This is a genomic window from Pseudomonas sp. FW305-25 (genome assembly GCF_017351415.1).
Lineage (GTDB): Bacteria > Pseudomonadota > Gammaproteobacteria > Pseudomonadales > Pseudomonadaceae > Aquipseudomonas > Aquipseudomonas chlororaphis.
Genome location: NZ_JACNDE010000032.1, coordinates 57,246 through 83,981, shown reverse-complemented (window position 1 = coordinate 83,981; position 26,736 = coordinate 57,246). Strand labels below are relative to the sequence as shown.

Below are 26,736 nucleotides of genomic sequence, written 5' to 3'. Positions count from 1 at the left end.
CCGACCGGCAATCGCTTGCTCCGGGCGTCCCGGAACCCGCGCGCAGCCTCGCCTGCCGCCACGGGTTCGACGCCCAGGCCCGATGGCCAGCCTCACCTGCCTGAACGGTAGGCACGCACCCCGTCCCCCGCGGGAGGCGCGCGTCAGCTCTTCAGAACACGGGCCGGCCCTGCCAGGCCCGCTCATTCGGCAGCGCCGGGACATGGCCTCCCCGCGCACGCCGCGTATCTCCATCCGGCCACTGCCGGGCCGTCGGCGGCAGTGACCCTCACAGCGGAGGACCAGGCCATGGACGAAGCCAAGCTCAACGATTTCATGGGCAAGCTGGTGTCAGACATGGGCGGCGCGGCGATGCTCGCCAATATGATTGTCGGCGAAGAACTGGGCCTGTACCGGGCCATGGCCGACAGTCGCTTCGTCAGCCCCGAGGCGCTGGCCGCCAAGACCGGCTGCAACGCGCGGCTGCTGCGCGAATGGCTGAGCGCCCATGCCGCGTCCGGCTACATGGAACACCAGGGCGGCCAGTTCCGCCTGCCGGAAGAACAGGCCCTGGCGCTGGCCATCGAGGACTCGCCGGTGTACGTGGCCGGTGGCGCCGTGGTGGTCTCTGCGCTGTTTCACGACAAGGACAAACTGCTGGCGGCGATGCGCGGCGACGGCGCCCTGGCCTGGGGCGACCACCATCCGTGCATGTTCAGCGGCACCGAGCGCTTCTTCCGCCCGGGCTATCGGGCGCACCTGGTGGCCGAGTGGCTGCCGGCCCTGGACGGCGTGGTGGAAAAACTCCAGGCCGGGGCCAAGGTGGCGGACGTCGGCTGCGGGCATGGCGCCTCGACAGTGATCATGGCCCAGGCCTATCCCGCCTCGCAGTTTTTCGGCTTCGACTACCACCAGCCCTCAGTCACTACCGCGACGCAACGCGCCGAGGAAGCCGGGGTGACCGCCCGCGTGCAGTTCTCCCAGGCCAGCGCCAAGACCTACCCCGGCAACGACTACGACCTGATCTGCTTCTTCGACTGCCTGCACGACATGGGCGACCCGGTGGGCGCCGCGCAACATGCCTTCCAGGCGCTGAAAGACGACGGCAGCGTGCTACTGGTCGAGCCGTTCGCCAACGATAAACTGGACCAGAACATCACCCCGGTCGGGCGGCTGTTCTATGCCGCCTCGACCTTTATCTGCACGCCCAACTCGCTGTCCCAGGAAGTCGGCCTCGGCCTCGGTGCCCAGGCCGGCGAAGCGCGCCTGCGCCAGGTCTTCAGCGAAGCCGGCTTCAGCCAGTTCCGCCGGGCCGCGGAAACGCCGTTCAACCTGATTCTCGAAGCGCGTAAATGAAGGAGGATCGTGCGAGCGATGCGATCCTGTAGGAGCCAGCGGGCGGCGATCGGGGCGCCGCGGTGGCTCAGGGACGGCGCCATCGCGGGCAAGCCTCGCTCCTACGGGGACACGCAGGTGCCGCATGCCAATGAAAAAACGGCACTCGGGGAAATCCCGGGTGCCGTGCCTGTCTTACGCCGCCGGCAGATCCACCAGCACCACCGCCTGTTGCCCTACGCACAACAGCCGGCCGCCGTGATGGGCCACGTACTCCCGGGCCTCGTCCGGCGACGAGAACCAGCAGTTGAGATGACCCGCCTGGCGATAGACCAGTTCAAAATGCTGCAACTGCTCGGGCGCCAGCTCGTCGAGGACCTGGCGGTAGGTCTCCCAACTGGCAAAACCGGCCTCGCTGGCCAGGGTGCGCAACAGGTGTTTGCGCTGCACCTTGTCGCGCTGCCGATACAGCTCGGGCAACGACAGGCCAGGCAAGCTGTTGCTCGCCAGCAAGCGCCGCAGGATCGGCAAGGCGCCAGCCAGCGAACCGCTGGTTGCAGTGCGATGCAGGCGTTTGGCTTCGCGCAGTACCAGGCTGGCGGCCTGACTGGCGGGTGAACGGGGAACGGATTTCTGGATAGGCATACCAACTCCAAGAGAATCGGCCTGCTCGCTATTGGCCCGGAGGGGGTATGCAAGCGTGGTGCTTGCGGGATTTGAAGGTGCTTGCGCTTTCGCGAGGTGGGCGCCCAGGAAGCCCGGCCGCCATACTAACCAATCCATCCCGGGCTGCCCATCCCTGCTTCAGGTCTTCCAGCCCTGCTGTTTCTCCAGCAGGAAATCGATAAAGGCGCGCAGGCGCAACGGCACGTGCCGGTTGTGGGGATACAGCAGGCTGAAGGGCCGCGAACGGCCGCCGTAAGGCTGCAGCACCTCCACCAGGGAACCCTCGGCCAGCTCGCGCTCGACCATGAAACGGTAGGTCTGGAACAGGCCGGCGCCGTATTTGGCCAAGGTCACGCCCCCCTGTAGGTCTTCCGAACACACGTAGGCCCCCTCGGCGAGCACTTCGCAGGGGCCGTCGGCGCCGTTGAACAGCCAGGCGATGCGCCGGCCGCTGCTGGGCAGCTCGAACTGGATGCACTCGTGCTGCGCCAGGTCGTCGAGCCGCTGCGGGGTACCGGCCCGCGCCAGGTAATCCGGGGCGGCGAACACCACCAGTTCGGCGTCCTCCAGCAACCGCGCGACCAACCCGGAATCCGGCTGCGCGCGCACCCGGATCGCCATGTCGTAGCCCCCTTCGACGAAATCGATATTGCGGTTGCTCAGGTTGACCTCCACCCGCATCTGCGGGTAGCGCCGACGAAACTCCGGCAGCAGCGGCAGGATCCGCAGATGGCCGTAGGTGGTCGGCAGGCTGATGCGCAAGGTGCCGGAAGGCGCCAGCTGCTGCCCGGTCAACTGTCGCTCGGCCTCGAGCATCTGGTTCAGCGCGCTGCGGCATTGCTGGTGATAGTCACGCCCGCCGTCGGTCAGGCGGATGCTGCGGGTGGTGCGCACGAACAGGCGGACGCCGAGCCGCTCTTCCAGACGCGACACCGAGCGGCTGACCGCCGCCGGCGTGACCCCGGCCGCCAGCGCCGCGCCGGTAAAGCTGCCGATCTCCGCCGCCATGCAGAACAGCTCGATGCTGCCCAGCAGCACATCGTCGAATTGCCGACTCATTGATTACACCATGTATCAAGTGAAGTGCCTGAAGCGCTGTTTATCAGCATTCTGCACACAAATATAGTTCTGCCCAACAGCGCTGGAACCCCTCTCACCGCAGAACAGGACTATCCCCATGAGCCACACCCTGAACCACAACAGCACCGTCATCATCACCGGCGCCTCCAGCGGCATCGGCCTCGGCCTGGCCCAGGCCTACCTGGAACGCGGCTACAACGTGGTCGGCAATGCCCGCTCGGCACAGCGGCTGGCCGCGGCGGCCGAAACCCTGGGCCACAGCGAGCGTTTTCTCGGGGTCGAAGGCGACATTGCCGACCCGGCCACCGCCATGCAGTTGGTCGAACGCGCCATCGACCGTTTCGGCCAGGTCGATGTGCTGGTCAACAACGCCGGCTTCTTCCTGCCCAAGGCGTTTATCGACTACAGCCCCGAGGAGCTGGAAAGCCTGCTGGAGACCAACCTCAAGGGTGTGGTCTACGCCTCCCAGGCCGCCGCGCGGCACATGATCGAGCGGCGCCGGGGCCACATCATCAACATCAGCGCCAGCGTCGCGCTGCAACCGAACCTGGCGGTCCCGGCGGCGTTGCCGGTGCTGATCAAGGGCGGCGTGAACCAGATGACCCGCGCCCTGGCCCTGGAGCTGTCGCCGTTCAATATCCAGGTCAACGCGGTGGCCCCGGGGATCATCGACACGCCGATGCACGACCCGGCGCACCGCGCCTTCCTCGACGGCCTGCAACCGGCCGGACGGGTCGGACGCATAGAGGAAATCGCCGACGCGGTGCTCTACCTGTCCGGCGCCGGCTTCACCACCGGCGTGGTGCTGCCGGTGGACGGCGGCATGAGCAGCGGCAAATGGTAAACCCGGCGGGAGGCCCGCGTGCCTCCCGTCCCTTGCAACCCCCATCTTTTCCTCAGGAGTAATGCCATGCCTTTCGTCAACGTCCGCATCACCCGTGACGGCGTGACCCGCGAACAGAAAGCCCAGGTGATCCGCGAGATCACCGAAACCCTGCAACGGGTGCTGAACAAGGCCCCGGAACTGACCCACATCGTCATCGAGGAAGTCGACACCGATAACTGGGGCTACGCCGGCATGACCACCACCGAATACCGCCAGCGAACGGCGCAATGAAAAAAGGGCGGGCCAGCATCGGGTCCGCCCTTTGTTCCTGGCGTTGAATCGATCCGCAACCTGCCGGTACGCCGCGACGCCCGCATCCTCAAGCCCTGCGCCGAGCCCTATACTGTCGTCCTTCCAGACCCGGAGCAGACCACATGGACGTCGTTCTCGAATGCTCGCTCACCGAACAGATCCTTGCCTCTTTCGCCACGGTGATCGGCAAGGACCTGCCCGGCTATCGCAATCATATATATCGCGTGCTGAGCTTCTACACCGCGCTCAATCCGCAGGACCGGCCGCTGTCCTGCGCGGTGCAGATCGCCGCGGCCTTTCATGACCTGGGTATCTGGACCCACGGCACCCTCGACTACCTGGCGCCGTCGATCCAGCTGGCCCGGGCCTTTCTGGCCGAGCGCGGCGAGTCACAGCTGGCTGAGCAAGTCAGCGCGCTGATCGAGCAGCATCACAAACTGCGCCCTTATCGCCAGGCCCACGCCGCGAGCGTCGAAGCGTTCCGGCAGGCCGACACGATCGACGTCTCCCTGGGCTTGCTCAACTTCGGCCTGCCCCGCCCGTTTATCCGCGAGGTGCAGGCACGCTACCCCAACCAGGGTTTTCACTGGATGCTGGCGCGCGCTTCGGCCCGGCAGTTGCTGCGTACGCCGCTGCGGCCGCTGCCGATGTTTCGCTGGTGACGCCTCAGGCATTGAGCAGCATCGTGAATCCGCCATAAATCATGCGCTGGCCGTCGAACGGCATCGGGCAGACGTCGGGCTTGAGCCGCGGGTCTTCCATGGCTCTTTGCATGCCCGCATCGCGGATTTCGCGGGACGGCCAGATGATCCAGCTGAACACCACCGTCTCGTCCGCCTTGAGCTTGACCGCCATGGGGAACGAGGTCAGCTTGCCCTCGGGCACGTCGTCGCCCCAGCAATCGACCACGCTCAAGGCGCCGAACTCCTTGAACACCTTCGCCGCGACCTGCGCATGCTGCTTGAAGGCCTCGCGGTTGGCGGTGGGTACCGCCAGTACACAACCATCGACATAAGACATGATCCTGCTCCTGCTGATTGGGGTTGAACATCGGATCCCGACCTTGCTGTCGGTCACTCTGGGAACTGGTCGATCCGCATCGCCGACAATCGACAAGTCGGCGCGAAAAAACCTGAATCGACCGACCGACGGGCTTCATGGCTCCGGCTGCCAACCGGTTTGCGGGGCGCTCAGGCCCGGCGTCGCGGGCGGATGCACAGTGCCCGGCACCGTCTCCAGCGGGGGCTCCGGCACCGCGCTTTGGCCCAGTTCGCCCTCGATATGCCCGGCCAGGTAATACACCCCGGCCATCACCCCGTTGCCGGTGTTGTTCAACAGCTTGAACCAGGCCTGGTCGAACGCCTTGCCCAGGCTCTGGCGAATCTGCGCCTCGGTCTCGGCCCGGTCGCTCTCATGGGCAATCGCGCGAAACCCCGCGGCGCCCAGGGAGATCACTGCGCCAGCGACCTTGCCGGCCACCGCCGACGCGGCGCCGGCAATGCCACGGCCGGCCATCTGCGCTTCGAATTTTTCGCTGGCCTGCCTGGCCACCGAGACAATCCCGGCCTCGGACGACACCTCGCCGGTGCCCGCCGGCGCGCTATGGATCTGCTGGTACAGCGCCGAGTAGGCCGGCAGCGTAGTCAGGGGCTTGGCATGCAACACCTGATACAACGACGCATCGCGCGCCGGCGGCGGCCCCAGGCGAATCGCCTGGATGCCATTGAGCCGTTGATCGAGCTGCTTGGCCGGCAACCGATAACGCTGGGCGATAACCTGCACCTGCTTGTCCAGCAGCTCGATATAGAACTCCGTGGCCTGGTTGAGAATCGCATCCGGGTCGATCTCCACCGCCACCGGTGCCAGCACCTGTTCCTGATACTGCTCCTTGAGGTACTCCGCCAGCCGCGTCGCCGCCGCGTCCTGCTCGTCGCCGGCGGTGAGGCTGTACCAACTGACTTTCATGGCCATCCATTCCTGGGTCCAGTAACTGCTGAACCAGGGGATGAAGGTTTCCTCGGTAACGGCATAGACCCGCACCCGCCAGTGCTCCATGGAGCCGCGGGCAAAGACCTTGACCTGGATCACCGCCTGCTGCGAAGCCTCGGCGATCTCCCGGTCCACCTGGCGCCAGGTGCTGGCCGGCACCACCACCGGCGCCACCGCCTCGCGGACACGCTGGGTCGCGGCGCATCCGGCCAGCACCAGCAGCATCACGACGATCAGCGCACGCAGGTACAAGATGGCAACCCTCGCACAGCGTCGACCACGGCCGCCCGCTCACGACGGGGCAGGCTTCAACCGGATACCACACGACCATGCCTGGATTGAGTATAGGTGCTGGGGTTTGCGCCCCAGGCTCGAGAAGGGGTTCGCGACGGCGTATCCGACCAGTCGCTTACCCGCGATGGCGTCCGGCCTGATACACCGCGGCGCCTCGATCGCCGGCAAGCCTGGCTCCTACAAAAGCAGGTCAGTCGCGGTCAGCGTGGACCGCCACCGCCGGGACCTCCGCCAAAACCGCCATGCGGGCCGCCGCCACCGCCGCCATGCCCGCCACCGCCGCCACCCGGCGGGAAGAACATCCAGCAGCCCGACAGGGACGACAACAAGGCGATCACTACCGCCACTTTTGCAACTCGACTCAATATCATCGCTTCACTCTCTTTCAGGACGAGAACCACAAGTTTCTCGTCGTTTCAGACAGCGTTTGTGCGACATCGGGCACCGCATGAAGGTAAAGAATGGGTAAGGGTTGTATCGAAAAACCCACAGGTTTCCAGGGACTTGCGCGCTCATTTCAGCAACAGCGAATGGCAACCCCGCAGCCCCTGGCCGGGCCGGAGGTGATTGGCCTGTGCAAGGTTTTCGATACATGGCCAGTGCCGCAGCACTGTCAATTACGCGCCTGTGCCTCCCTCGCCGCCGGTAACCCCTGCGGACGACGCAGGGTCAGCACGCCACGGGCCACCAGACCAAACAGCAGCCCCCAGAAGGCCGCCGACAAACCGAACAGCGACATGCCCGACGCTGTAACCAGAAAGGTGATCAACGCCGCCTCGCGATCCCGCGGTACGGCCATGGCGGCGAACAGGGCGAGCCCGACGAGGGCCGCCTGGAAGATGATCACCAGCGGCCCGGCATAGGAAATCAGCGTGGCGATAAACCCGGCCACCAGCGCCGACAATGAGAAATCCTCGATCAACGGCTGCATGCAAGCTCCGAAGCCCTGAGGCATGGCATGACTGAACCACCGGTGCCGGCACCTGGGCGCCCGCACCGGTCATGGCCCCAGCTACAGGGACGGCGCGCTGGCCTGGCGGACCGGCAGCGCCTTGGCGGGCCGCGGGTAGACGAAACACATCGCCAGCGCCGCCACCGCTCCCGGAATGGCAAAGGCCATGAAGTTATAGTGCAGCGGCAGCTCGATGCTCACCAAGGCACCGCCCAGCAGCGGCCCGACAATGGCCCCGCTGCGGCCGATGCCCGAGGCCCAGCCAATGCCGGTGGAGCGGATCGTCACCGGATAGAACTGGGCGACACAGGCGAAGGCCAGGATCTGCGTGCCGATGGTGGTGGCCCCGGCAATCGCGATCAGGGCGTACAGCAACCCGTGCGGGCTCTTGAAGCCGAGCAGGCTGATAGACACCGCAGCCACGATAAAAAACGCCACCAGGACCTTTTGCAGCTTCAGGCGATCGCCGATCCAGCCGCCGCCCACGGCGCCGAAAATCGCCCCGAGGTTCAGCACCAGCAGGAACATCAGGCTCGAGCCCAGGCTGTAACCGGCGCTGGCCATCAGCTTGGGCAGCCAGGAGTTGAGCGCGTAGACCATCAGCAGGCAGCAGAAGAACACCACCCAGAGCATCAGGGTGCTCAGCGCCCGGCCTTCGCGGAACAGCTGCACCACCGGCGCGCCGGCGGTCTTGAGGTTGGCCTTGACGAACGAGTCGCCGGGTTGCGCGACGAAGCCCGGCTCGACCCATTGCAGCACCTGGCGCGCTTCGTCGTCCCGGCCCTGGCGCAGCAGGAAGCCCAGGGATTCGGGCAGGAACCTGAGAATCAGCAGCAGCAGCAACAACGGAATCGCCGCCACATAGAACACCGCCTGCCAGCCGAAATTCGGCAGCAGCACGATGCCCAGGCCGGCGGACAGCGTGCCGCCCACCGAGTAGCCGCTGAGCATGATCGCCACCAGGGTGCTGCGGATTTTCTTCGGCGCGTATTCGTTCATCAGCGCCACCACATTGGGCATCACCCCGCCGATGCCGAGGCCGGCGATAAAGCGGCAGATGCCGAACTGGGTGGGCGTGGTGGTGAAGCCGTTGAGCAGGGTGAAACCGCTGAACAGCACCACGCAGATGGCGATGACTTTCTTGCAGCCGATGCGCTCCGACAGCGTGCCGAAAAACAGCGCGCCGAACATCATGCCGAACAGCGCATAGCTGCCCAGCGCCCCGGCCTGCAGCGGGCTCAGGCCCCACTCCTGCATCAGCACCGGCAACACCACGCCGTAGATCACCAGGTCGTAGCCGTCGAAGATGATGATCAGCGCGCACCAGAACAGCACGCGCCAGTGGAAGGCATTGAAGCGTGCCCCGTCGATCAATTGATTGCTGTCTATGTTTCGCATGGCATCTGACTCTTGTTGTTGTTTTATGAGAAACCGGATGTGCGTTTGCGCAGTCCTGTAGGAGCGAGGCTTGCCCACGATTGGAGCGCTGCGGTGTGCCAGGCCGGACGCCATCGCGGGCAAGCCTCGCTCCTACGGTCAGGGTGCAATTTTCAATGACGCCTGACACTTCAGCCCTGGTCGCCACCGCCTACCGGCATGACCAGGCCGGTGATGTAGGACGCCTCGTCGGAGGCCAGGAACAGGATCGCCGCGGCCTGCTCGTCGATGGTGCCGTAGCGTTTCATCAGGGTGCTGTCGACGGTCTGGTCGACGATCTGCCGGTACCAGACCTGCTCCTCGGCGCTCTGCTCGGCGCTGTTGCGCGGAATGCGCCGTGGCGGCGCTTCGGTGCCGCCGGGGGCGGTGGCGTTGACCCGCACCCCGCGCCCGGCGGTCTCGAACGCCAGGCAGGCGGTCAGGGCATTCACCCCGCCCTTGGCCGCGCCATAGGGCACGCGGTTGATGCTGCGGGTGGCGATGGACGACACATTGACGATGGCGCCGCTGCCCTGCTCCAGCATGTACGGCAGCGCCGCGTGGCAGCACCACAAGGTGGGGAACAGCGAACGACGCACTTCGGCTTCGATCTGCTGCTCTGCATAGTGCTCGAACGGCTTGGCCCAAATGGTGCCGCCGACGTTGTTGACCAGCACGTCGATGCGCCCGAATCGCTCGACGACCGCGGCCATCGCCCGGCTGCATTCGGCGTACTGCTCAAGGTCGGCGGTCAGCGCCAGCACCTCGAACCTGGGGGCCAGCTCGGCCTGCAACTCGAACACCAGCTCGGAGCGATCCACCAGCACCAGCCGCGCCCCCTCCTCGGCCAGGCGCTCGGCGACCCGCCGGCCAATGCCCTGCGCCGCCCCGGTGACCAGGGCGACTTTTTCCTCGAATCTGCTCATCTCAAAACCTCATGCCAGTAAACCCGATACGCCATCTGTAGGAGCGAGCTTGCTCGCGATCAGCCGACAGGCTGAAAGCTCGGCTGTGCACGCACTATCGCTATCGCGGGCACAGAGTCAGGGTGGAAATCAGGCCGCGCTGGCGGCGAATTTTTCGTAGTAGAAGTTGGCCGGGGCGATGCCCTGCTCGCGAATGAACTGGCTCACCGCCTCGACCATCGGCGGCGGGCCGCACAGGTACACATCCACATCACCGTCGTTCAGGTGCCTGGGCTCGATATGCTGGGTGACGTAGCCCTTGAGCGGGTGGCGACTCTCGGGGTTGGCCACGCAGGCGCTGAAGCTGAAGTTGGGGATGCGCGCGGCGAAGGCTTCCAGGCGATCCATTTCCACCAGGTCGAAATCGTTGGTCACCCCGTAGATCAGGTGCAGCGGATGCTCGCTGCCCTGCTCGGCGATTTTCTCCAGCATCGCGGTGAACGGCGCCAGCCCGGTGCCCCCGGCCAGCAGCAACAGCGGCCGGCGAATATCGCGCAGGTAGAAGCTGCCCAGGGGCCCGGCCAGGCTCATGGGGTCACCGGCTTTCGCCAGGCCGGTGAGGAAGCTGCTCATCAGGCCGCCCGGCACGTTGCGGATCAGGAAGCTGACCTCGCCGTCGCGCTGCAGCGAGCTGAAGGAATAGGCCCGGGTCTGCTCGCTGCCGGGCACGCCGAGGTTGACGTATTGCCCCGGCAGAAATGCCAGCTTGCTCAGGGCCTCGCCCTTGATCGACAGGGCGATGGTGCTGTCGGACAGCTGGCGCACCGCGCTGATGGTGGCGTCGAAGGTGGCCTGGGCGGTGCGGCAAACCTGCGACGAAGCCGGCACCCGCACCACGCAGTCGCTCAAGGCGCGCATCTGGCAGGTCAGCACGAAGCCCTGCTCGGCTTCAGCCGCGGTCAGCGCGTCGTCGATGTATTCCTCGCCCAGGTCGTAGCGCCCGGCTTCGGCGAAACACTTGCAGGTGCCGCAGGCGCCGTCGCGGCAGTCCAGGGGGATATTGATGCCCTGGCGGTAGGCGGCATCGGCCACGGTTTCGCCGGCGTTGGCGGCGACGAAGCGGGTCACCCCGTCTTCGAAATTGAGTGCGATGTGATGAGTCATGGCGGTCGCCTCAGAGGTGGTAGACATCGACGACCTGACGAACGTAATCGTTCTTCAGGATGACTTTCTTGGCCAGGATCCGCGGGGTCTCGCCGCGCACATCGAGGGTGTAGAAGCTGGTGCCGAAGTAGCTGTCGACGGTCTTGTAGCGAAAGCTCAGGGTGTGCCAGTTGAAGCGCACCTTGCACAGGCCGTCGGCCTGCTCCAGCAGCTCGATGTTGCTCAGGTTGTGCGAGGTGCGGGTGTCGGGAATGCTCGCGCTGGAGCGCTCGGTCTTGATCCGGAACACCCGGTCTTCCAGGCCGCAGCGGCTGCCGTACCAGATCAGCGAGATTTCCCGCTGCGGGTCTTCGGTGAGTTCGTCGTTGTCGTCCCAGGACGGCATCCAGAAGGTCGCGTCGGCGGCGTAGAGTTCCAGCCAGCTGTCCCAGTCCTTGTCGTCCAGGTAGCGCGCTTCGCGGTAGAGAAAATCGCGCACGGTGTCATGGGAAATGCTCATCACACAGCCTCCACGGCAATGGTTCGCGCGGCTTCGACGGCCACCGCCTCGAGCATGGTTTGCTGCCAGTACTTGTGCTGCATCACGAACAGGCCTTCGTCTTCGGTGCGCACGCCGCTGAGGATCGGTTGCAGGTCGATTTCCCGGGCCGCATCGTCCGCGCCCTCGACCCAGTGTTCGGCGCCGCGGGACATGTCGTTCCAGGCGTTGTTGCAGCCCTGATAGCCCATCTGGCAGGAACGGAATTCCTCCAGGTCGTCCGGGGTGGCCATGCCGCTGACGTTGAAGAAGTCCTCGTACTGGCGGATGCGCATGGCGCGGGCTTCGTCGCTTTCGCCCCTGGGCGCGATGCAGTAGATGGTGATCTCGGTGCGGTCCACCGAGATCGGCCGGGCGATGCGGATCTGCGAGCTGAACTGGTCCATCAGGTAGACGTTGGGATACAGGCACAGGTTGCGCGAGTTCTCGATCATCCAGTCGGCGCGGGCCTGGCCGAAGTCGCGGGCCAGTTCATCGCGACGCTCGTAGAGCGGGCGGTCCTCGGGGTTGGACCAGCGGGTCCAGAGCAGCATGTGGCCCTTGTCGAAGGAATAGAAACCGCCGCCCTGCTTGGCCCAGCTGCCGGCGCTCATGGTCTTGATCTCTTCCCCGGCTTCACGCTGCTTGCGCTGGCTCTGGGTGGCCGCGTAGTTCCAGTGCACCGAGCTTACGTGGTAGCCGTCGGCGCCGTTTTCCGCGGTGAGCTTCCAGTTGCCTTCGTAGATGTAGCTCGAGGAACCGCGCAGCACTTCCAGGCCGTCGGCGGACTGGTCGACGATCATGTCGATGATCTTCGCCGACTCGCCCAGGTGCTCCACCAGGGGCAGCACGTCGGGGTTGAGGCTGCCGAACAGGAAGCCACGATAGGACTCGAAGCGCGCGACCCTGGTCAGGTCGTGGGAGCCTTCGCAGTTGAAGCTCGACGGGTAACCCGCGGCGGCCGGGTCCTTGACCTTGAGCAGCTTGCCGGAGTTGTTGAAGGTCCAGCCGTGGAACGGGCAGGTGTAGGATGACTTGTTGCCGGTCTTGTGCCGGCAGAGCATGGCGCCACGGTGGCTGCAGGCATTGAGGAAGGCATTGAGTTCGCCGTCCTTGTTGCGCGCGATGAACACCGACTGCCGGCCCATGGTGGTGTAGTAGTCATTGTTGTTGGGGATCTGGCTCTCGTGGGCAAGGTACAGCCAGTTGCCCTCGAAGATGTGCTGCATTTCCAGGTCGAACAGCCGGGGGTCGGTGAACATCTCCCGCTTGCAGCGGTAGACGCCCCGGTCACGGTCTTCTTCAAGCAGGGAGTGAAGGTATTCGGGTCGCAGGGTCATGGCCGCCGCCTCCATTGTTTTTATTCAGGCAAGGCTCATGCTAGGGCGGGGTGTGCGGGGGCAATATCCGTTGCGTGCAGACCACTATCCGTTTTCTGCAGAGTTTTGTAGGGCAAGTCCTACAGCCGTAGCCGCTGCCGAGCCTGCGAGGCTGCGACCGGGTTGGGCGGCATTCCGACGTACCGGCCGCCACTCGGGCCTCGCCTGTTTATCCAGGACGATCGCGGTTTCAGGTTTTGCGACTGCTGCGCAGCCGATCGCAACCTCGCAGGCTCGGCAGCGGCTACGAGGAATCGGGGATGACGCGGCGGGCACGGCTTCTGTAGGAGCGAAGCTTGCTCGCGATGGCGTCGGATCAGACACCAACGCGTCGTTCCCGATCGCCGGCAATCGAGCGTCGACCGGCCGCTCCTACAGAAACACAATCTGGATCAAGGCCGGCGTCTGAGGGTGTCGGAAGGCAGTTCGCCGAACTGTTTGCGGTAGCTTTCCGAGAAGCGTCCCAGGTGCAGGAAACCGAAGTCCATGGCCAGTTCGGTGATGTTGCGCACGTTGCAGCTGGGGTCGCGCAGGCAGGCGTGGATCCGCTCGAGTTTCTTCTGGCGGATGTAGCGCATGGGCGTGCTGCGGGCGTTGCGCTCGAACAGCGCATAGAGCGAGCGCAGGCTCATCTGCGCCTGCTGCGCCAGCTCTTCGCAGCCGATGTCCTGCTTGAGGTTGCGCTCGATGTAGTCGGCGATGGCCTCGAAGGTCGCCGACGACGAGCCCAGGCCCACCCGCCGGATGTTGGTCTTCATCAGGCTGAGCATCTTGCTCGCGACGATCTGCGCGTAATGCTCCTGCACCCGGGGGATGCATTCGGCGGCTTCGGCTTCGCGGCAGACCACGTTCAGCAGGTTGATAAAGCCTTCCAGCTCATCCAGCTGGTAGCGGTTGCCCACAAAGCGCACGCCCTGCCCCGGATACAGCCAGCGCTGCTCCTCACACACCGACTCCAGCAGGCGGGTGGGCACCTTGATGATGAATTTCTCGCAATCGTCGGAGTAGGTCAGGTCCACCGGATCGTCAGGGTTGATCAGCAGCAGCTCGCCGGGGGCGAAGTAATGCTCCTGGCGATGGCCGCGCCATAGGCAGTGGCCACGCAGCAACACTTGCAGGTGGTAGATGGTTTCCAGCGCCGGCGAGGTGACGCGCACGCTGCCGCCGTAGCTGATCGAGCACAGGTCGAGGCTGGCGAACTGCCGGTGATTGAGGCTGGCCTGGGGGCTGCCGGCCTTGGGCAAACGGATGCAGTGGCTGCCCACATGCTGGTTGACATAGCCGGACACAGCGTAGGGATCGGCCTGGGCGAATACCCGGCTGCGCTCACTCAACAGATGGGTTTCCATAAGCGGGTCACTCCCCGTTTTTGTTATTGGGATTGTTATTGCCGGGCGGTGATCGTTCGCCACCGCTGGCCCATCACGCAAGACTTCGACCGCGGCTCACAACGGCAAAAACCACGGGATCACTCACGTTATCCCGTGGCCCCGAATCGGGATCTGCCGCGCTGTCAGTCCTCCAGCGCTCGCACCCGCTCCAGGCGTTGCTGCTCCTCGGGCTGGGCCGACGACTGCAGGGTGAAGTCGAAGTCGATCTCGGCGAAACGCCCGCTGACCCCGTATTGCGCCGCACGCTGCTGATCGTCGCTGAAGGTGATCTTGGCGATCAGTTCGTCACGGGTGGCGTAGGCGAAATCGTCGTGCAGGTATTCGTCGCCATCGAGATTGATCTGGGTGGTCAGGTGACGGTGGTCATCGGCCGAGATGAAGAAGTGGATATGCGCCGGACGCTGGCCGTGGCGGCCCAACTGGTCGAGCAACTGCTGGGTCGGACCGTCCGGTGGGCAGCCGTAGCCCGAAGGCACGATGCTGCGGAAACGGTAGCGGCCTTCGGCATCGGTGACGATGCGCCGACGCAGGTTGAAGTCGGACTGGGTGGTGTCGAAATAGGAATAGGTACCGCCGGTGTTGGCGTGCCAGACATCGACTATGGCCCCGGCCAGAGGTTCGCCGGCGGTGTTGCGCACCTGGCCCTGCATGAACAGCACCACGCCCGGATCGACGCCATCGTCGAGGCGCGCTTGACCCTGGCTCAGCGGCGCGCCGGCCACGTAAAGCGGGCCTTCGATGGTGCGCGGGGTGCCGCCGGTCTTGCCGGCCTGTTCGTCGGCCGCGTCCATCAGCAGGTCCAAGTAGTGCTCCAGGCCCAGGCCGGCCACCAGCAGCCCGGCTTCCTGGCGCGCGCCGAGCACGTTGAGGTAGTTGACCGCCTTCCAGAATTCTTCCGGGGTCACGTCGAGGTCTTCGATGATGTTCACCGTGTCACGCAGGATGCGGTACACCAGGGCCTTGGTGCGTGGGTTGCCCTGATCGTTGAACTGGCCGCTGACTTCTTCGAGAAATTTCTGGGCGCTGGCAGTGTGGGAAATTCGGACGTTCATGGTTATTCCTCATCTTGTATTTATTAGAGTGTGGAGCAGGCTGGCGCGGGCTCAGCGGTCATCCGCATGAATGGACGAAGGATGCCTGCACAGCGCGTTCACTTCGATAGCCATGTACGGGTACAGCGGCAGTTGCATCAGCAGGTCGTGCAGTTCCTGCACGCTGTCGACGTCGAACACGCTGTAGTTGGCATACAGGCCGGCGATACGCCACAGATGCCGCCACTTGCCCTGCTCCTGCAGGCGCTGGGCCAGGGCCTTTTCGTCGGCCTTGAGCTGGGCGGCGCGCTCGGGGTTCATGTCGACCGGCAGGTTCACGGTCATTTTGACGTGGAACAGCATGGTGCTCTCCTTAAGACGTGATGAATGGCAGTTCAGGCTTGGTCGCGGCGGAAGAACGCCAGGCGCTCCTCGTCCAGGCTCAGGCCGAGGCCCGGCGCCCGGGATACGTGCAGCTGGAAATCGCGGTACAGCGGCGGCTCGGCGAGGATGTCCTCGGTCAGCAGCAGCGGACCGAACAGCTCAGTGTCCCAGCTCAAGGTATTGAGGGTCAGGAAGGCATGGGCCGACGCCAGGGTGCCGATACCGCCTTCGAGCATGGTGCCGCCGTACAGGCCGATACCCGCCGCCTCGGCGATCGCCGCGGTGCGCAGTACCGCGCGCGGGCCGCCGTTCTTGGCGATCTTCAGGGCGAACACCGAGGCCGCGCCTTCGCGGGCCAGGTTGAAGGCGTCTTCCACGCATTCGATGGATTCGTCGGCCATGATCGGCGCCGGGCTGATGGCGTTCAGGCGCACCATGCCGGCGCGGTTGTTGCGTGAAATCGGCTGTTCGATCAGGTCGATGCCGTTGCCGCCCAGCACCCGGCAGGCACGCACCGCCACCGCTTCGTCCCAGGCCTGGTTGACGTCGACCCGCACGCTGGCGCGGTCGCCCAGGGCCTTCTTGATCGCGATCACATGGGCCAGGTCGCGGTCCACCTCGCCGGCGCCGATCTTCAGTTTGAAGATGCGGTGGCGGCGCAGATCGAGCATCTTTTGCGCTTCGGCGATGTCCTTGGCGGTGTCGCCGCTGGCCAGGGTCCAGGCCACCGGCAAGGCGTCGCGCACCCGGCCGCCGAGCAGTTCGCTGACCGGCAGCCCCAGGCGTTTGCCCTGGGCGTCGAGCAAGGCGCTTTCGATGCCGGATTTGGCGAAGGTGTTGCCGCGAATGCTGCGCTCCAGGCGCTGCATGGCGGCATTGATATTGGCACCGTCCTGGCCGAGCAGCAGCGGCGTGAAGAAGCGGTCGATATTGGTCTTGATGCTGTCCGGGCTTTCATTGCCATAGGCCAGGCCGCCGATGGTGGTGGCTTCGCCCAGGCCTTCGATGCCGTCGGCGCAGCGCAGGCGGATCAGCACCAGGGTCTGGTTCTGCATGGTGTGCATCGCCAGCTTGTGCGGGCGGATGGTGGGCAGATCGACAATGATCGTTTCGATCGATTCAATGGCACTTGAAAGCATTTCCATACCCATCAGGTTCTTGAAGTTATGGAACCGATTCTCGTACGGCTTTTTACGGGGTTCCAATATAGAATTGGTCTGGCTCGATACCTTGAAGGTATCCAACCTTTGTCCGCGGAGGCCTTATGGAACTGCGTCATCTGCGTTACTTCCAGGTGCTGGGCCAGACCCTCAACTTCACCAAGGCCGCCGAGCGCCTGCACATCGCCCAGCCGCCCCTGAGCCGGCAGATCCAGCAACTGGAAGAAGAACTCGGGGTGTTGTTGCTGGAGCGCAGCCGGCCGTTGCGCCTGACCGAAGCCGGGCGCTTTTTCTATGAGCATTCCAGCGTGCTGCTGGAGCAACTGGCCAAGGTCTGCGACAACACCCGGCGCATCGGCCACGGCGAAAAGACCTGGCTCGGCATCGGCTTTGCCCCCTCGACCCTGTACGGCCTGCTGCCGGAACTGATCCGCCGCCTGCGCAGCCACGAGACCCTGGCCCTGGAACTGGGGCTGTCGGAAATGACCACCCTGCAACAGGTGGAAGCGCTCAAGGCCGGGCGCATCGATATCGGCTTCGGGCGGATCCGCATCGACGACCCAGCCATCGTGCAGAAGGTGCAGACCGAGGATCGCCTGGTGGCCGCCCTGCCCGCCGGCCATCCACTGATCGGCCAGCCGGTGAGCCTCGCGCAACTGGCCGACGAGCCTTTCGTGCTCTACCCCGGCAACCCGCGCCCGAGCTACGCCGACCATGTGATCGCGCTGTTCAACACCCACGGCCTGAACATCCGCATCGTGCAGTGGACCAACGAACTGCAGACCGCCATCGGCCTGGTGGGCGCCGGCATCGGCATCACCCTGGTGCCGGCTTCGGTGCAATTGCTGCACCGCGACGACATCGGCTTCAGCCCGCTGCTGGAAGCCAACGCCACCTCGCCGATCATCATCAGCCGGCGGGTCGGCGATGTGTCGGCGGGGCTCAGCCACTGCTTGCGGATGATCGACGAACTGCGCGCCGAACACTCCGACGCCTGACTCCTCGCGCGCAACCGACTCGCGGTGGTGGCGCGCTCGAATTATCGGACCGATACCAATGAGAACCGGTTGTTGCTGAGTTATGGCTGGAAGTTGTTTTAAGTCAGGGTGACGAGCACGATATTGGATATCGCGCTCAGTCTGAGAGAACCGGATCAGTGATGATCCCCTTCACTTGGAAATGTACGGGTCCTGCGTCTTGATAAAATCGTCGAACGCCTTGGAGTTATAGATATCGAGGCAGGCATAGAACACGACTTTCTTATCCGTATATTTGCTACTGGCTTGGGTTTTCTCATACATGGAAAATACAAAGTCCGTCGTTGCATCATAAGGATTATGCAGAGTCTCCAGGGTATCTTCATTTTGAAGAATGGTGTGCATACCACTTCCCATGAAGGAATAGGCGCCAATAGCCGACTCAATATCGCTCTTCACATCGGACTCATTTTTAAACTGATTAACGATGCAATAGCCGAGACCATAATTCTTCAACGACTGCCGGGCCGCTGCAACATCAACCCCTGCGTAAGCGACGTTACCCATATTGCCTGTGGTCAAAAGCAAAACCGCTAAAATCCGTTTCATCCTTTCAGTTCCCAACAGTGGTCTTAACCAGTGATGCCGTATGAAAATAAAATCATGTGCAGTCCAAAGTAACAGCTGCCTCATAAATTATTAATTCCGGCTAAAAATCAATCAGGATAATCCGAAGACCATCAGAGACATCGCCTTAACTGATATCTGCTACCAGCAAACTCTTGGTATAACGCTGTACCACCAATACCCAAACGGCGGACTCACCGCAAAGACCATACGCTTTGCATAGGAGCCGATGGAACCTGAGCCGGGTCCGACACGCCTTAACAGCCAGCAAAAAACCTGGAATATCGCTTCAGAAATAAGGACTCCCCCCATGATCGACTTCAACAACAAAGGCTTCTTCAAGCTCAAGCAAAACGACGAATACGCCGAGCGGATCAGCGACCTGTTGCTGGAAGGCGAGCAGGTGATCGACGCCTATAAGGCCATGCGCGACGGCGTGGTGTTTACCAACAAGCGCATTATCGCGGTCAACGTTCAGGGCATCACCGGCAGCAAAAAGGATTTCACCTCCCTGCCCTACAAAAACATAGTCGCCTACTCGGTGGAAACCTCCGGCACCTTCGACCTGGACTCCGAGCTGGAGATCTACTTTTCATCGCTGGGCCAGGTGAAGTTCGAGTTCACCGGCAAGACTTCGATGGTGGAAATCTCGAAGCACATTTCCAGGCACCTGCTGGGCTAAGGCTCTCCGTTATCAATCGGCGCTCAGCCCCCACAGCACCTCCAGCACATGCTGGGTCGAGCGCTCCACGTCGCCGTCCCGATGGGCAATGCCCAACTGACGCCACAGCGGCGGCTGCAACGGGCGCATGGCGATCCGGGTGTCGGGCAGCGGCGTGGCGGCTTCGTGGGGCAGCAAGGTGGCGCCATAACCGGCGGCCACCAGGCTCTTGATCGCGTCGTTGTAGTTGAGCTGGATGCGCGCCGTGGGTTGCTGGCCGCCCAGGGCGAACCACTCCGAAGTCAGGCGCGACAACCGGGTACTGTGGTCGTTGAGGATCAGCGGTTGGGCGGCCAGCCATTGCGGCGTCACCGGATCGGGGCATTGCCAGCGGGCCGGCAGGAAAGCCATGACCGGGTCCTTGCGCCAGGGCTCGATACGCAAGCCCTTGACCGGGGTTTGCGGCAGGGCCACCAGGCCGATATCCAGCGAACCTTCGGCGAGCTTCTTCAAGCTCTCCTGGGAGGTCAGCACCGCCACCTGCAGGTCGATACCCGGATGGCGTTGGCCAAGGGTTTCCAGGGCCTGGGGCAGCAATTGGGCAATGGCGCCGGTGGATGCCCCGAGGCGCACCCGCCCGGCCAGGCCCAGCACCTGGCGCTGCACATCCTCCAGCGCCTGCTCGGCATCGGCCAACAGCCGCCGCGCCCGTTCCACCAGGGTTTCGCCAATGGCCGAGGGTTGTACCCGGCCGCGGGTGCGCGACAACAGCGAACCACCGACCCGCGCCTCCAGGTCGGCGATATGCAGGCTGACCGTAGGCGGCGCCAGGTTCAGCGCGCGGGCCGCTTCGGCAAAGGACCCCAGGTCGACAATCGCCACCAGGGTGCGCAACCGGTCGAGGCTGATCTCACGCATGGCCTGCTCCAGATTCAGAAAAACTGAAGTTTAGCGTTATTAAATTCAACTTTCTCTATTTCAACTTCAGCCGGAAGATTTACCCAATCTATTCCCGCTTGCGAGCACACAGCATGAGCACACCCCTCGTATTTATCGACGGCGACCAGGGCACCACCGGGTTGCAGATCCACCAGCGCCTGCGCGATCGCAGCGATCTGCACCTGCTGACCCTCGCCGCCGACCAGCGCAAAGACCCGCAACGTCGCGCCGAAGCCATCAACGCCTGCGACATCGCCCTGCTCTGCCTGCCCGACGATGCCGCCCGCGACGCCGTCGCCAGCATTCGCAACCCGGCGGTGCGGGTGATCGACGCCAGCTCCGCGCACCGTACCCACCCCCACTGGACCTACGGCTTCGCGCAAATGCACCCGCAACAGGCACAGCGCATCGCCATCTCCAAGCGCGTAAGCAACCCCGGCTGCTACCCCACCGGCGCCATCGGCCTGCTGCGCCCCTTGCTGCAAGCCGGACTGCTGCCGAAGGACTACCCGATCAGCATCAACGCGATCTCCGGCTACTCCGGCGGCGGCCGCGCCGCGGTCGAAGCCCATGAAGGGCCGAATGCGTCCAAAGCCGCTCCTTTCCAGATCTACGGCCTGGGCCTGGCCCACAAGCATGTGCCGGAGATCCAGCAACACAGTGGCCTGAGCGAACGGCCGCTGTTCGTCCCGGCCTACGGTGCCTTTCGCCAGGGCATTGTGCTGACCATTCCTCTACAGCTGCGCCTGCTCGCCCCGGGCGTGGACGCCACGCGTATCCAGGCCTGCCTGGAGCAGCACTACGCCGGGAGCGGTTGCGTGCAGGTGATGTCGCTTCGGCAGGCACAAGAACTCACGGGGCTTGATCCGCGGGTGCTGAACGATACCGACGCTATGCGCTTGATGGTGTTCGAGGGTGAGGGGCAGGTGTTGCTGGCGGCGGTGTTCGACAACCTGGGCAAAGGCGCGGCGGGGGCGGCGGTGGAGAATCTGGATTTGATGCTGGCCGCGCTGGGCTGAAGGGACTGCCCGCGCGTTGCAACGGGCCAGATACGGCCTGGCTGGGTGCAACCCTTTGGCAACTGAGAGAAAGCCCCACCCGACCGGGCAGGGCTTTCAACGTGCTGACGACCCTCCTGAGGCCCCGCCGAAAAGGCCCTCGAACCCAGCGTGGCCCTGCCCTCCCGGCGCGACACTCAAGCCTTCGCCTTGGTCATTTGTCGTCCCTCTTCGTCGCCGACGGCGAAGGGTATTCGCTGGTCTCTTCGGCGTTGGGCGCTTCGGGCAGGCTTCCCGGCGTGAACATATGGGTCTGCAAGTCGCTGGCATCGATGCCGGCGACGCCGTGTACCCCACGGGTCAGGCTGACAGCCTGCTCACACTGTTTATGGGTGTTGAGCCGACCGCTCAAGGTCACCATGCCTGCATGGGTCTTGACATGGATAGGCAAACCACGGGTCGATTCGGCAAAGGTCAGGGCCGACCTCACCTTGGTGGTGACCCATGCATCGTGAACGGCCATTTCCAGACCATGGGAGTAATGCTGGAAGGAATGAAGTTTCATGGCGGGTCCCTCTCGTGTCATCAGTTGGGCGTCCCGTCCCATTGGTTGGACTGCCCTCTGCCGGGCGGGTGAGCTTGCTGGGTAACCGATGGGCGCAGCGGTACTCGCCGGGCAGATGGGGTGCTTGTTAATTATAGTTCGGCGGTTGGCGGGGCTTGGTGCGCGGGGGCTCTGGTCGTCCGATGGCCCTTTCGTGAATGGCGGTTTTCGGCGAACTTGCCATTTGCTGGGAGCCGGTGACGCAGCAAGCATCGTTTCAATTGCAATGAAGCATTTCTCGTTACTGCTCAAGCATCAAACTGCGCCAGATGATCGTCGGTTTTTCTGCAGGCGCGACTTTCGGTGGCAACGGCTCCTGTGTGGGCATGTTGGGCGGCTCTGGTTCAGGCGCGGGAACCTGATACTGGGTGACGTCTACGTTATCTACCGACATGTTTTGTAGTGCGCTATTTGATTGTGACGGTGACTTTGCCTTTTGACCTGCCCTGCTCGACGTACCGCAGCGCCTCTGCAATCGATTCAAAAGGGAAGGAACGATCGATGACCGGCTTGATGACGCCAGCCTCGATAAGCGAGGTGATTTTCTGCAGTTGCATCCCGTCGGCGCGCATAAACAAAAAGGTGTAGTTCACCCCGTGCTTACGGGCTTTTCTGCGAATACCGCTGCTCAGCAGGCGCATGACTTGCCCCAGCACCCAGGACAAGCCTTGCTCTTGGGCAAATTGCGCGGTCGGCGGCCCCGAAAGGGAAATGAGCTGTCCGCCAGCCTTGAGAACCTTGAGCGATTTATCCAGTACATCGGCGCCGAGGCTGTTCAACACCACATCGAAATCACGTAACTCGTTTGCAAAATCCTGCTGTTTGTAATCGATGACCACATCCGCCCCGAGTGCTTTCACCCATTCGACATTCGCCGTGCTGGTGGTGGTCGCAACGAAGGCGCCGAGGTGTTTGGCGAGCTGGATGGCAAGCGTGCCGACACCGCCGGATCCGGCATGAATCAACACCTTCTGGCCTTTTTTCACCTGGGCGATCTCAACCAGCGCCTGCCAGGCCGTCAAGGCGGCCAAGGGAATGGAAGCCGCTTCGGCCATATCGAGATTCGAGGGTTTCAGCGCGAGCGCGCTTTCGCTCACGGCGATCAGTTCGGCAAAGGTGCCAATCCGGGCCTCGGGAGGACGGGCATAGACTTGGTCTCCTGGCTTGAATCGCTTCACCGCCGACCCCGTGCGAACGACAACTCCGGCCAGGTCATTGCCCAATACCAATGGAAAGGTATAGGGCAGGATCAGCTTGAACTCCCCCGTTCTGATCTTTGAGTCCAAAGGGTTCACGCTCGTTGCATGCACCTGGATCAGAACGTCATGCACACCGACCGCAGGGTCGGGCACTTCGCCAAGCATTCCGTCCTGCTTGCCGTAGCGGTCGATAAAAAATGCCTTCATGTTGCAGATACTCTTGTCGGTGAAGTGAGAATGGGCGCGGCCACGGCAACCTTGATGCGATTAGACGTGCAGGCCGTCAGGCGTCGAGGAACGCCACGGCCTTGGCCACGAAATCGGTGTGGTACTGGAAAATGCTGCCGTGCCCGGCGTCCTGATAAATGATCAGTTGCGCGTTGGGGATTCGCTGCGCCAGCTCGATCGAGTTCACGGTGGGCACCATGATGTCGTTGTCCCCGTTGGCGATCAGGGTCGGCATCCGCAGGCGACCGAGATCTTGCGAGGCCTGCCTGCCCCACGCGGTAATGGCTTTGAACTGCCGTAGAAACGCGCGGGGTGTCGGGCCTTTGTCCCGATCTTCCTGGCGCTCTTTCAAACGTTGCAGATACTCGGACGCGGCGCGTTGGCCATTAGCCGTGGTGGTAAAGAACAGATAGAACTTGGGGTCTCGCAGCGTCAGCAAACCTTTGACCATCAAGGGCCAGGTCACCGAACCGAGGCTGTCGATGCCTGTGCCACCGGCCGGTCCGCTTCCGGTGAGGATCAATCTGCGCACTCGTTCGGGAGCTTTCAGGGCGATGTCTTGAGCGACGAAGCCGCCGAGTGAAAAACCGAGCAGGTCAACCTTGTCAAAACCCAGCGCACGAATCAGGCCGATTGCATCGTCAGCCATTTCACCGACGGTCAATGGCGCGGCGCCACCCGAGCCACCGATACCGCGGTAATCGGTCGTGATGACACGCCGGTTTTTTGCCAGACCGTCGACGATGCGGGGGTCAAAGTTATCCAGCACAGCCCCCCAATGGTTAAACATGACCAGCGGGACCTCCGTCTTGGGGCCCAGGTCACGATAGGCGAAATGTATCCCGCCAATCAGAACCGACTGGTTCACCGCATTGATAAATGACAGCTGCGAACCCGAGTGATTGCGGGTAGCCATGGGGGTCATGTTTATTCCCTCCGATTGCGGGGCGAGGCCGACCTGATCGACAGGGTTCAGACCTGAGTCAAATAGCGTTGCGCCACGGCGGATTGCCTGATCTGCGACAAAAGCCCCTGGCGCGCGGCTTGCAAGGCATCCCAGCGCTCGCCTTCTTGTAACGGAGGAATGGTCACCGGTTCGCGACGGTCGAAGCCAACCAGTGCGGCATCGACCAGGTCACCCACCTCCATGATTTCGCTCAAGGTGTTGATGTCGATACCGGCGCGATCCCAAATCTCCGTGCGGGTGGCGGCGGGCAGTACGGCTTGCACATAAACACCCTGCGGCGAAAGTTCCAGGCTCAGGCCTTGGGAAAGGAATAGCACAAACGCCTTGGTCGCCCCGTAGACCGACATGCCGAACTCCGGCGCCAGCCCCACCACCGAACCGATGTTGATGATCGCGCCTTCACCTGCCTTGGCCAGGCGTGGCGCGATGGCGCTGGCGAGCCGCACCAGCGCGGTGGTGTTGAGGGCCACCAGTTGTGCAACGCTGTCGGTGCTTTGCTCGATGAAGTGGCCGGACTGTGCGGCGCCGGCATTGTTGACGAGAATGCCGATGCGCGCGTCATCCCGCAGGCGTGCTTCGACGATGTGCAGGTCGCTGAGTTGAGTCAGGTCGGCTGGAAGCACTTCAATGGCGACGTTGTGTTCGCCACGCAACGTTGCGGCGAGCGTCTCCAGGCGCGAGTGGTCGCGGGCGACCAACACCAGAGCATGCCCGCGTTGGGCGAAACGCTCGGCGTAAACCGCGCCGATGCCGGTGGAAGCGCCAGTGATGAGAACGGTGGGGCGAGTCGTCATGATGTCAGCTCTTTTTCGGGGACATGAATTGGGATTGATGCACGAGTAAAACCAGGCTCGATCGGCCAGTGCCTAGTTCGCGGCAGCGCTTGATTCGGCAAGCGTCGGATAGTCGATGTATCCCGCCGCACCGCCGCCGTAGAGAGTGGTGGGGTCGAAGGCGGACAGTGGCGCACCGGTCTTGAGCCGCTCCACCAGATCAGGGTTGCCGATAAATGGACGGCCAAAGGCGATCAGGTCAGCCTTGTCATGTGTAAGGCGTGCCGTGGCCAGGTCCAGGTCATAGCCGTTGTTGGCGATGTAAGTGTTCTTGAAGCGCCGGCGCAAGGCATCGAAATCAAAGGGCGCCACATCGCGTGGCCCACCGGTCGCGCCTTCGACGACGTGCAGATAAACGATGTCCAGAGCATTGAGTTGCTCGACGATGTAATCGAACTGAGCCTGTGGATCACTGCTCGATATGCCATTGGCCGGCGAGACAGGCGAAAGGCGGATGCCCGTGCGATCAGCGCCAATCTCGGCGACCACGGCGGCCGTCACTTCCAGCAGCAGGCGCGCACGGTTGGCGATGGAGCCGCCGTACGCATCCGTCCGCAGGTTGGAGCCGTCCTTGATGAACTGGTCCAGCAAATAGCCGTTTGCACCATGGATTTCCACGCCGTCAAAGCCTGCCGCAATGGCGTTTGCCGCCGCCTGGCGGAAATCGTCGACGATGCCCGGCAGTTCGTCAGTCTCCAGCGCTCGCGGCTCGGAAACGTCCTCGAAGCGATTGTTGACGAACACCTTGGTTGCAGGACGAAGCACGGAAGGGGCTACCGGCGCCGCGCCGTGCTGTTGCAGATCCACGTGGGATACGCGGCCCACATGCCACAACTGCAGGAAAATTCTCCCGCCCTTGGCGTGCACGGCATCGGTCACCTTGCGCCATCCCTCTATCTGCGGCTGCGTGTAAATGCCCGGGGTGTCCTGATAGCCCTGCCCCTGCTGCGAGATCTGCGAGGCTTCGGAAATCAGCAAGCCCGCGCTGGCCCTCTGGCTGTAATAGGCAGCCGCGAACTCGCTCGGCACAAAGCCTTTGCCTGCGCGATTGCGCGTCAGTGGCGCGAGAACCACGCGATTCGCCAGCGTCAGCGCGCCAAGCGTGTAAGGGGTAAACAGATTCAGGTCGCTCATGGGTGTTTGTTCCGTGTCCGTTGGGAAATGGTCAGGTCGCTTTCGATTAGGATGATGATCGAAATCTAAACTGTCAACGGTTTTGATTATGGTCAACATCTATGTATCATCAGCCGATGAATTTCCAGCGGTAGCGAGGTATTTCCCATGCGAGTGTCCAAGGCTCAGGCCCAGCTAAACCGGGAGCACATCGTCGAAACGGCCTCAATCATGTTTCGCGAGCGCGGTTTTGACGGTGTCGGCGTGGCCGACTTGATGGCCGCCGCCGGTTTCACCCATGGCGGTTTCTACAAACATTTCGGTTCGAAGGCGGACCTGATGGCCGAAGCCTCGGCTAACAGCCTTGCGCAGTCACTTGCCAGCGCCGAAGAATTGAGCGTGAAGGATTTCATCGATGTGTATGTGTCCAGGGATCATCGCGACGGGCGCGCCACGGGTTGCACCATGGCGGCGTTGTGCGGTGACGCGGCGCGTCAGTCGGACGATTTGAAGTCGGCATTCGCTGAAGGCATCGAGCGCACATTGCAAACGCTCGGCGAAAAATACCCGACCGGGCCGGATGCGGCGCCGGGTGAAGCGAGGGTGAAAATGATCGACCTGCTGGCCCGCGCGGTCGGGGCGATCATCTTGTCGCGCGCCTGTCCTGACGACTCGGCGCTGGCCGATGAAATTCTGGCGGTGTGTCACGCGCAAATGACCGAATCATTATCCAGCCAATCGCAGACTCAGTCGTAGAGCAGATAGATGGATGTCGCACAAAGCGTGCTGACTCGCTTTCATTTCGTCGTT

At 63.3% G+C, this 26,736-nt stretch carries 29 protein-coding genes and 1 pseudogene; 8 read left to right on the top strand and 22 right to left on the bottom strand.

The genetic code is table 11. The features are described 5' to 3' along the window. The first annotated feature begins 288 nt into the window (after window positions 1-288). The gene (locus J4E58_RS24595; protein ID WP_087091710.1) at window positions 289-1,335 is read left to right on the top strand and encodes a class I SAM-dependent methyltransferase; all 1,047 of its coding nucleotides are present in this window, start codon (window positions 289-291) and stop codon (window positions 1,333-1,335) included. A gap of 174 nt (window positions 1,336-1,509) precedes the next feature. Here J4E58_RS24595 and J4E58_RS24590 read toward each other — a convergent pair whose 3' ends face one another. Both J4E58_RS24590 and J4E58_RS24585 read right to left on the bottom strand, forming a co-directional pair. After that, a complete protein-coding gene (locus J4E58_RS24590; protein WP_007922843.1) occupies window positions 1,510-1,959 on the bottom strand; it encodes a hypothetical protein in 450 nt (149 codons plus the stop codon). Window positions 1,960-2,118: 159 nt separating this feature from the next. Continuing rightward, a complete protein-coding gene (locus tag J4E58_RS24585) occupies window positions 2,119-3,039 on the bottom strand; it encodes a LysR family transcriptional regulator (RefSeq protein WP_087091711.1) in 921 nt (306 codons plus the stop codon). Window positions 3,040-3,157: 118 nt separating this feature from the next. On the opposite strand from J4E58_RS24585, the gene J4E58_RS24580 reads away from it, so the two are divergent. The 3 genes from J4E58_RS24580 (at window position 3,158) to J4E58_RS24570 (ending at window position 4,860) form a co-directional block, all read left to right on the top strand. Continuing rightward, window positions 3,158-3,904: an SDR family NAD(P)-dependent oxidoreductase gene (locus J4E58_RS24580; RefSeq protein ID WP_087091712.1), complete on the top strand. Its 747-nt coding sequence runs from the start codon at window positions 3,158-3,160 to the stop codon at window positions 3,902-3,904. Between the two features lie 66 nt (window positions 3,905-3,970). Next, a complete protein-coding gene (locus J4E58_RS24575) occupies window positions 3,971-4,177 on the top strand; it encodes a 4-oxalocrotonate tautomerase family protein (protein ID WP_007922853.1) in 207 nt (68 codons plus the stop codon). 143 nt (window positions 4,178-4,320) lie between these two features. Further along, complete coding sequence (locus J4E58_RS24570; protein ID WP_087091713.1) at window positions 4,321-4,860, top strand: phosphohydrolase; 540 nt, start codon at window positions 4,321-4,323, stop codon at window positions 4,858-4,860. A 4-nt stretch (window positions 4,861-4,864) separates the two neighbouring features. Here the strand turns inward: J4E58_RS24570 and J4E58_RS24565 are convergent, their stop codons facing one another. The 13 genes and pseudogenes from J4E58_RS24565 to J4E58_RS24505 all read right to left on the bottom strand — a co-directional run bounded on the left by J4E58_RS24565 (window position 4,865) and on the right by J4E58_RS24505 (window position 16,759). Next, on the bottom strand, window positions 4,865-5,218 hold the full coding sequence (locus tag J4E58_RS24565; RefSeq protein ID WP_053261957.1) for a DUF1428 domain-containing protein: 354 nt from the start codon (window positions 5,216-5,218) through the stop codon (window positions 4,865-4,867). Between the two features lie 135 nt (window positions 5,219-5,353). After that, window positions 5,354-6,439 (bottom strand): hypothetical protein, encoded by a 1,086-nt coding sequence (locus J4E58_RS24560; protein ID WP_053261958.1) that lies wholly within the window; start codon window positions 6,437-6,439, stop codon window positions 5,354-5,356. A gap of 242 nt (window positions 6,440-6,681) precedes the next feature. Next, window positions 6,682-6,852, bottom strand: a complete 171-nt coding sequence (locus J4E58_RS24555) for a hypothetical protein (RefSeq protein ID WP_172963075.1) — start codon at window positions 6,850-6,852, stop codon at window positions 6,682-6,684. A 242-nt stretch (window positions 6,853-7,094) separates the two neighbouring features. Then, window positions 7,095-7,376, bottom strand: a pseudogene (locus tag J4E58_RS24550) (benzoate/H(+) symporter BenE family transporter); the annotation flags it as partial. A gap of 117 nt (window positions 7,377-7,493) precedes the next feature. Then, window positions 7,494-8,831 carry an aromatic acid/H+ symport family MFS transporter gene (locus J4E58_RS24545; protein WP_087091714.1) on the bottom strand — a complete coding sequence of 446 codons (1,338 nt, stop codon included), beginning with the start codon at window positions 8,829-8,831 and terminating at the stop codon, window positions 7,494-7,496. A 170-nt stretch (window positions 8,832-9,001) separates the two neighbouring features. Next, window positions 9,002-9,775 carry a 1,6-dihydroxycyclohexa-2,4-diene-1-carboxylate dehydrogenase gene (locus J4E58_RS24540; protein ID WP_087091715.1) on the bottom strand — a complete coding sequence of 258 codons (774 nt, stop codon included), beginning with the start codon at window positions 9,773-9,775 and terminating at the stop codon, window positions 9,002-9,004. Window positions 9,776-9,904: 129 nt separating this feature from the next. Continuing rightward, window positions 9,905-10,918 (bottom strand): benzoate 1,2-dioxygenase electron transfer component BenC, encoded by a 1,014-nt coding sequence (gene benC, locus J4E58_RS24535; protein ID WP_007922864.1) that lies wholly within the window; start codon window positions 10,916-10,918, stop codon window positions 9,905-9,907. 10 nt (window positions 10,919-10,928) lie between these two features. Continuing rightward, window positions 10,929-11,417 carry a benzoate 1,2-dioxygenase small subunit gene (gene benB / locus J4E58_RS24530; RefSeq protein WP_007922866.1) on the bottom strand — a complete coding sequence of 163 codons (489 nt, stop codon included), beginning with the start codon at window positions 11,415-11,417 and terminating at the stop codon, window positions 10,929-10,931. Beyond that, window positions 11,417-12,775: a benzoate 1,2-dioxygenase large subunit gene (gene benA, locus J4E58_RS24525; protein ID WP_087091853.1), complete on the bottom strand. Its 1,359-nt coding sequence runs from the start codon at window positions 12,773-12,775 to the stop codon at window positions 11,417-11,419. The genes benB and benA overlap by 1 nt, the downstream gene beginning before the upstream one ends. A 431-nt stretch (window positions 12,776-13,206) precedes the next feature. After that, window positions 13,207-14,163 (bottom strand): AraC family transcriptional regulator, encoded by a 957-nt coding sequence (locus tag J4E58_RS24520; RefSeq protein ID WP_087091716.1) that lies wholly within the window; start codon window positions 14,161-14,163, stop codon window positions 13,207-13,209. A gap of 164 nt (window positions 14,164-14,327) precedes the next feature. Next, window positions 14,328-15,257, bottom strand: a complete 930-nt coding sequence (gene catA, locus J4E58_RS24515; RefSeq protein WP_087091717.1) for a catechol 1,2-dioxygenase — start codon at window positions 15,255-15,257, stop codon at window positions 14,328-14,330. 51 nt (window positions 15,258-15,308) lie between these two features. Continuing rightward, complete coding sequence (gene catC / locus J4E58_RS24510; RefSeq protein WP_009044734.1) at window positions 15,309-15,599, bottom strand: muconolactone Delta-isomerase; 291 nt, start codon at window positions 15,597-15,599, stop codon at window positions 15,309-15,311. Window positions 15,600-15,631: 32 nt separating this feature from the next. Continuing rightward, window positions 15,632-16,759: a muconate cycloisomerase family protein gene (locus J4E58_RS24505; RefSeq protein WP_162235136.1), complete on the bottom strand. Its 1,128-nt coding sequence runs from the start codon at window positions 16,757-16,759 to the stop codon at window positions 15,632-15,634. 125 nt (window positions 16,760-16,884) lie between these two features. Here J4E58_RS24505 and J4E58_RS24500 point away from each other — a divergent pair, with 125 nt between their 5' ends. Then, window positions 16,885-17,778, top strand: coding sequence for a LysR family transcriptional regulator (locus J4E58_RS24500; RefSeq protein WP_087091718.1), 894 nt, complete (start codon window positions 16,885-16,887; stop codon window positions 17,776-17,778). A 171-nt stretch (window positions 17,779-17,949) separates the two neighbouring features. Here J4E58_RS24500 and J4E58_RS24495 read toward each other — a convergent pair whose 3' ends face one another. Further along, entirely contained in the window at window positions 17,950-18,366 is a 417-nt protein-coding gene (locus tag J4E58_RS24495) for a hypothetical protein (RefSeq protein WP_087091719.1), read from the bottom strand. A gap of 328 nt (window positions 18,367-18,694) precedes the next feature. Between J4E58_RS24495 and J4E58_RS24490 the strand changes: the two genes are divergently transcribed. Next, window positions 18,695-19,066, top strand: coding sequence for a PH domain-containing protein (locus tag J4E58_RS24490; protein WP_087091720.1), 372 nt, complete (start codon window positions 18,695-18,697; stop codon window positions 19,064-19,066). Window positions 19,067-19,078: 12 nt separating this feature from the next. On the opposite strand, the gene J4E58_RS24485 is transcribed toward J4E58_RS24490, so the two are convergent. Then, window positions 19,079-19,963, bottom strand: a complete 885-nt coding sequence (locus J4E58_RS24485) for a LysR family transcriptional regulator (RefSeq protein ID WP_087091721.1) — start codon at window positions 19,961-19,963, stop codon at window positions 19,079-19,081. A gap of 113 nt (window positions 19,964-20,076) precedes the next feature. Here J4E58_RS24485 and argC point away from each other — a divergent pair, with 113 nt between their 5' ends. Further along, window positions 20,077-21,003: an N-acetyl-gamma-glutamyl-phosphate reductase gene (gene argC, locus J4E58_RS24480; protein ID WP_087091722.1), complete on the top strand. Its 927-nt coding sequence runs from the start codon at window positions 20,077-20,079 to the stop codon at window positions 21,001-21,003. A gap of 193 nt (window positions 21,004-21,196) precedes the next feature. Here argC and J4E58_RS24475 read toward each other — a convergent pair whose 3' ends face one another. From J4E58_RS24475 to J4E58_RS24455, 5 genes are all read right to left on the bottom strand, one after another. Next, window positions 21,197-21,547 (bottom strand): BON domain-containing protein, encoded by a 351-nt coding sequence (locus J4E58_RS24475; protein WP_062825222.1) that lies wholly within the window; start codon window positions 21,545-21,547, stop codon window positions 21,197-21,199. Between the two features lie 446 nt (window positions 21,548-21,993). Then, window positions 21,994-22,992, bottom strand: a complete 999-nt coding sequence (locus tag J4E58_RS24470) for an NADP-dependent oxidoreductase (RefSeq protein WP_087091723.1) — start codon at window positions 22,990-22,992, stop codon at window positions 21,994-21,996. A 76-nt stretch (window positions 22,993-23,068) separates the two neighbouring features. After that, complete coding sequence (locus J4E58_RS24465) at window positions 23,069-23,938, bottom strand: alpha/beta fold hydrolase (protein ID WP_087091724.1); 870 nt, start codon at window positions 23,936-23,938, stop codon at window positions 23,069-23,071. Window positions 23,939-23,985: 47 nt separating this feature from the next. Continuing rightward, window positions 23,986-24,774, bottom strand: a complete 789-nt coding sequence (locus J4E58_RS24460) for an SDR family oxidoreductase (protein ID WP_087091725.1) — start codon at window positions 24,772-24,774, stop codon at window positions 23,986-23,988. A 72-nt stretch (window positions 24,775-24,846) separates the two neighbouring features. Further along, entirely contained in the window at window positions 24,847-25,947 is a 1,101-nt protein-coding gene (locus tag J4E58_RS24455) for an alkene reductase (RefSeq protein WP_087091726.1), read from the bottom strand. A 147-nt stretch (window positions 25,948-26,094) separates the two neighbouring features. Between J4E58_RS24455 and J4E58_RS24450 the strand changes: the two genes are divergently transcribed. After that, window positions 26,095-26,682, top strand: a complete 588-nt coding sequence (locus J4E58_RS24450) for a TetR/AcrR family transcriptional regulator (protein WP_009044752.1) — start codon at window positions 26,095-26,097, stop codon at window positions 26,680-26,682. The last annotated feature ends 54 nt before the right edge of the window (window positions 26,683-26,736 follow it).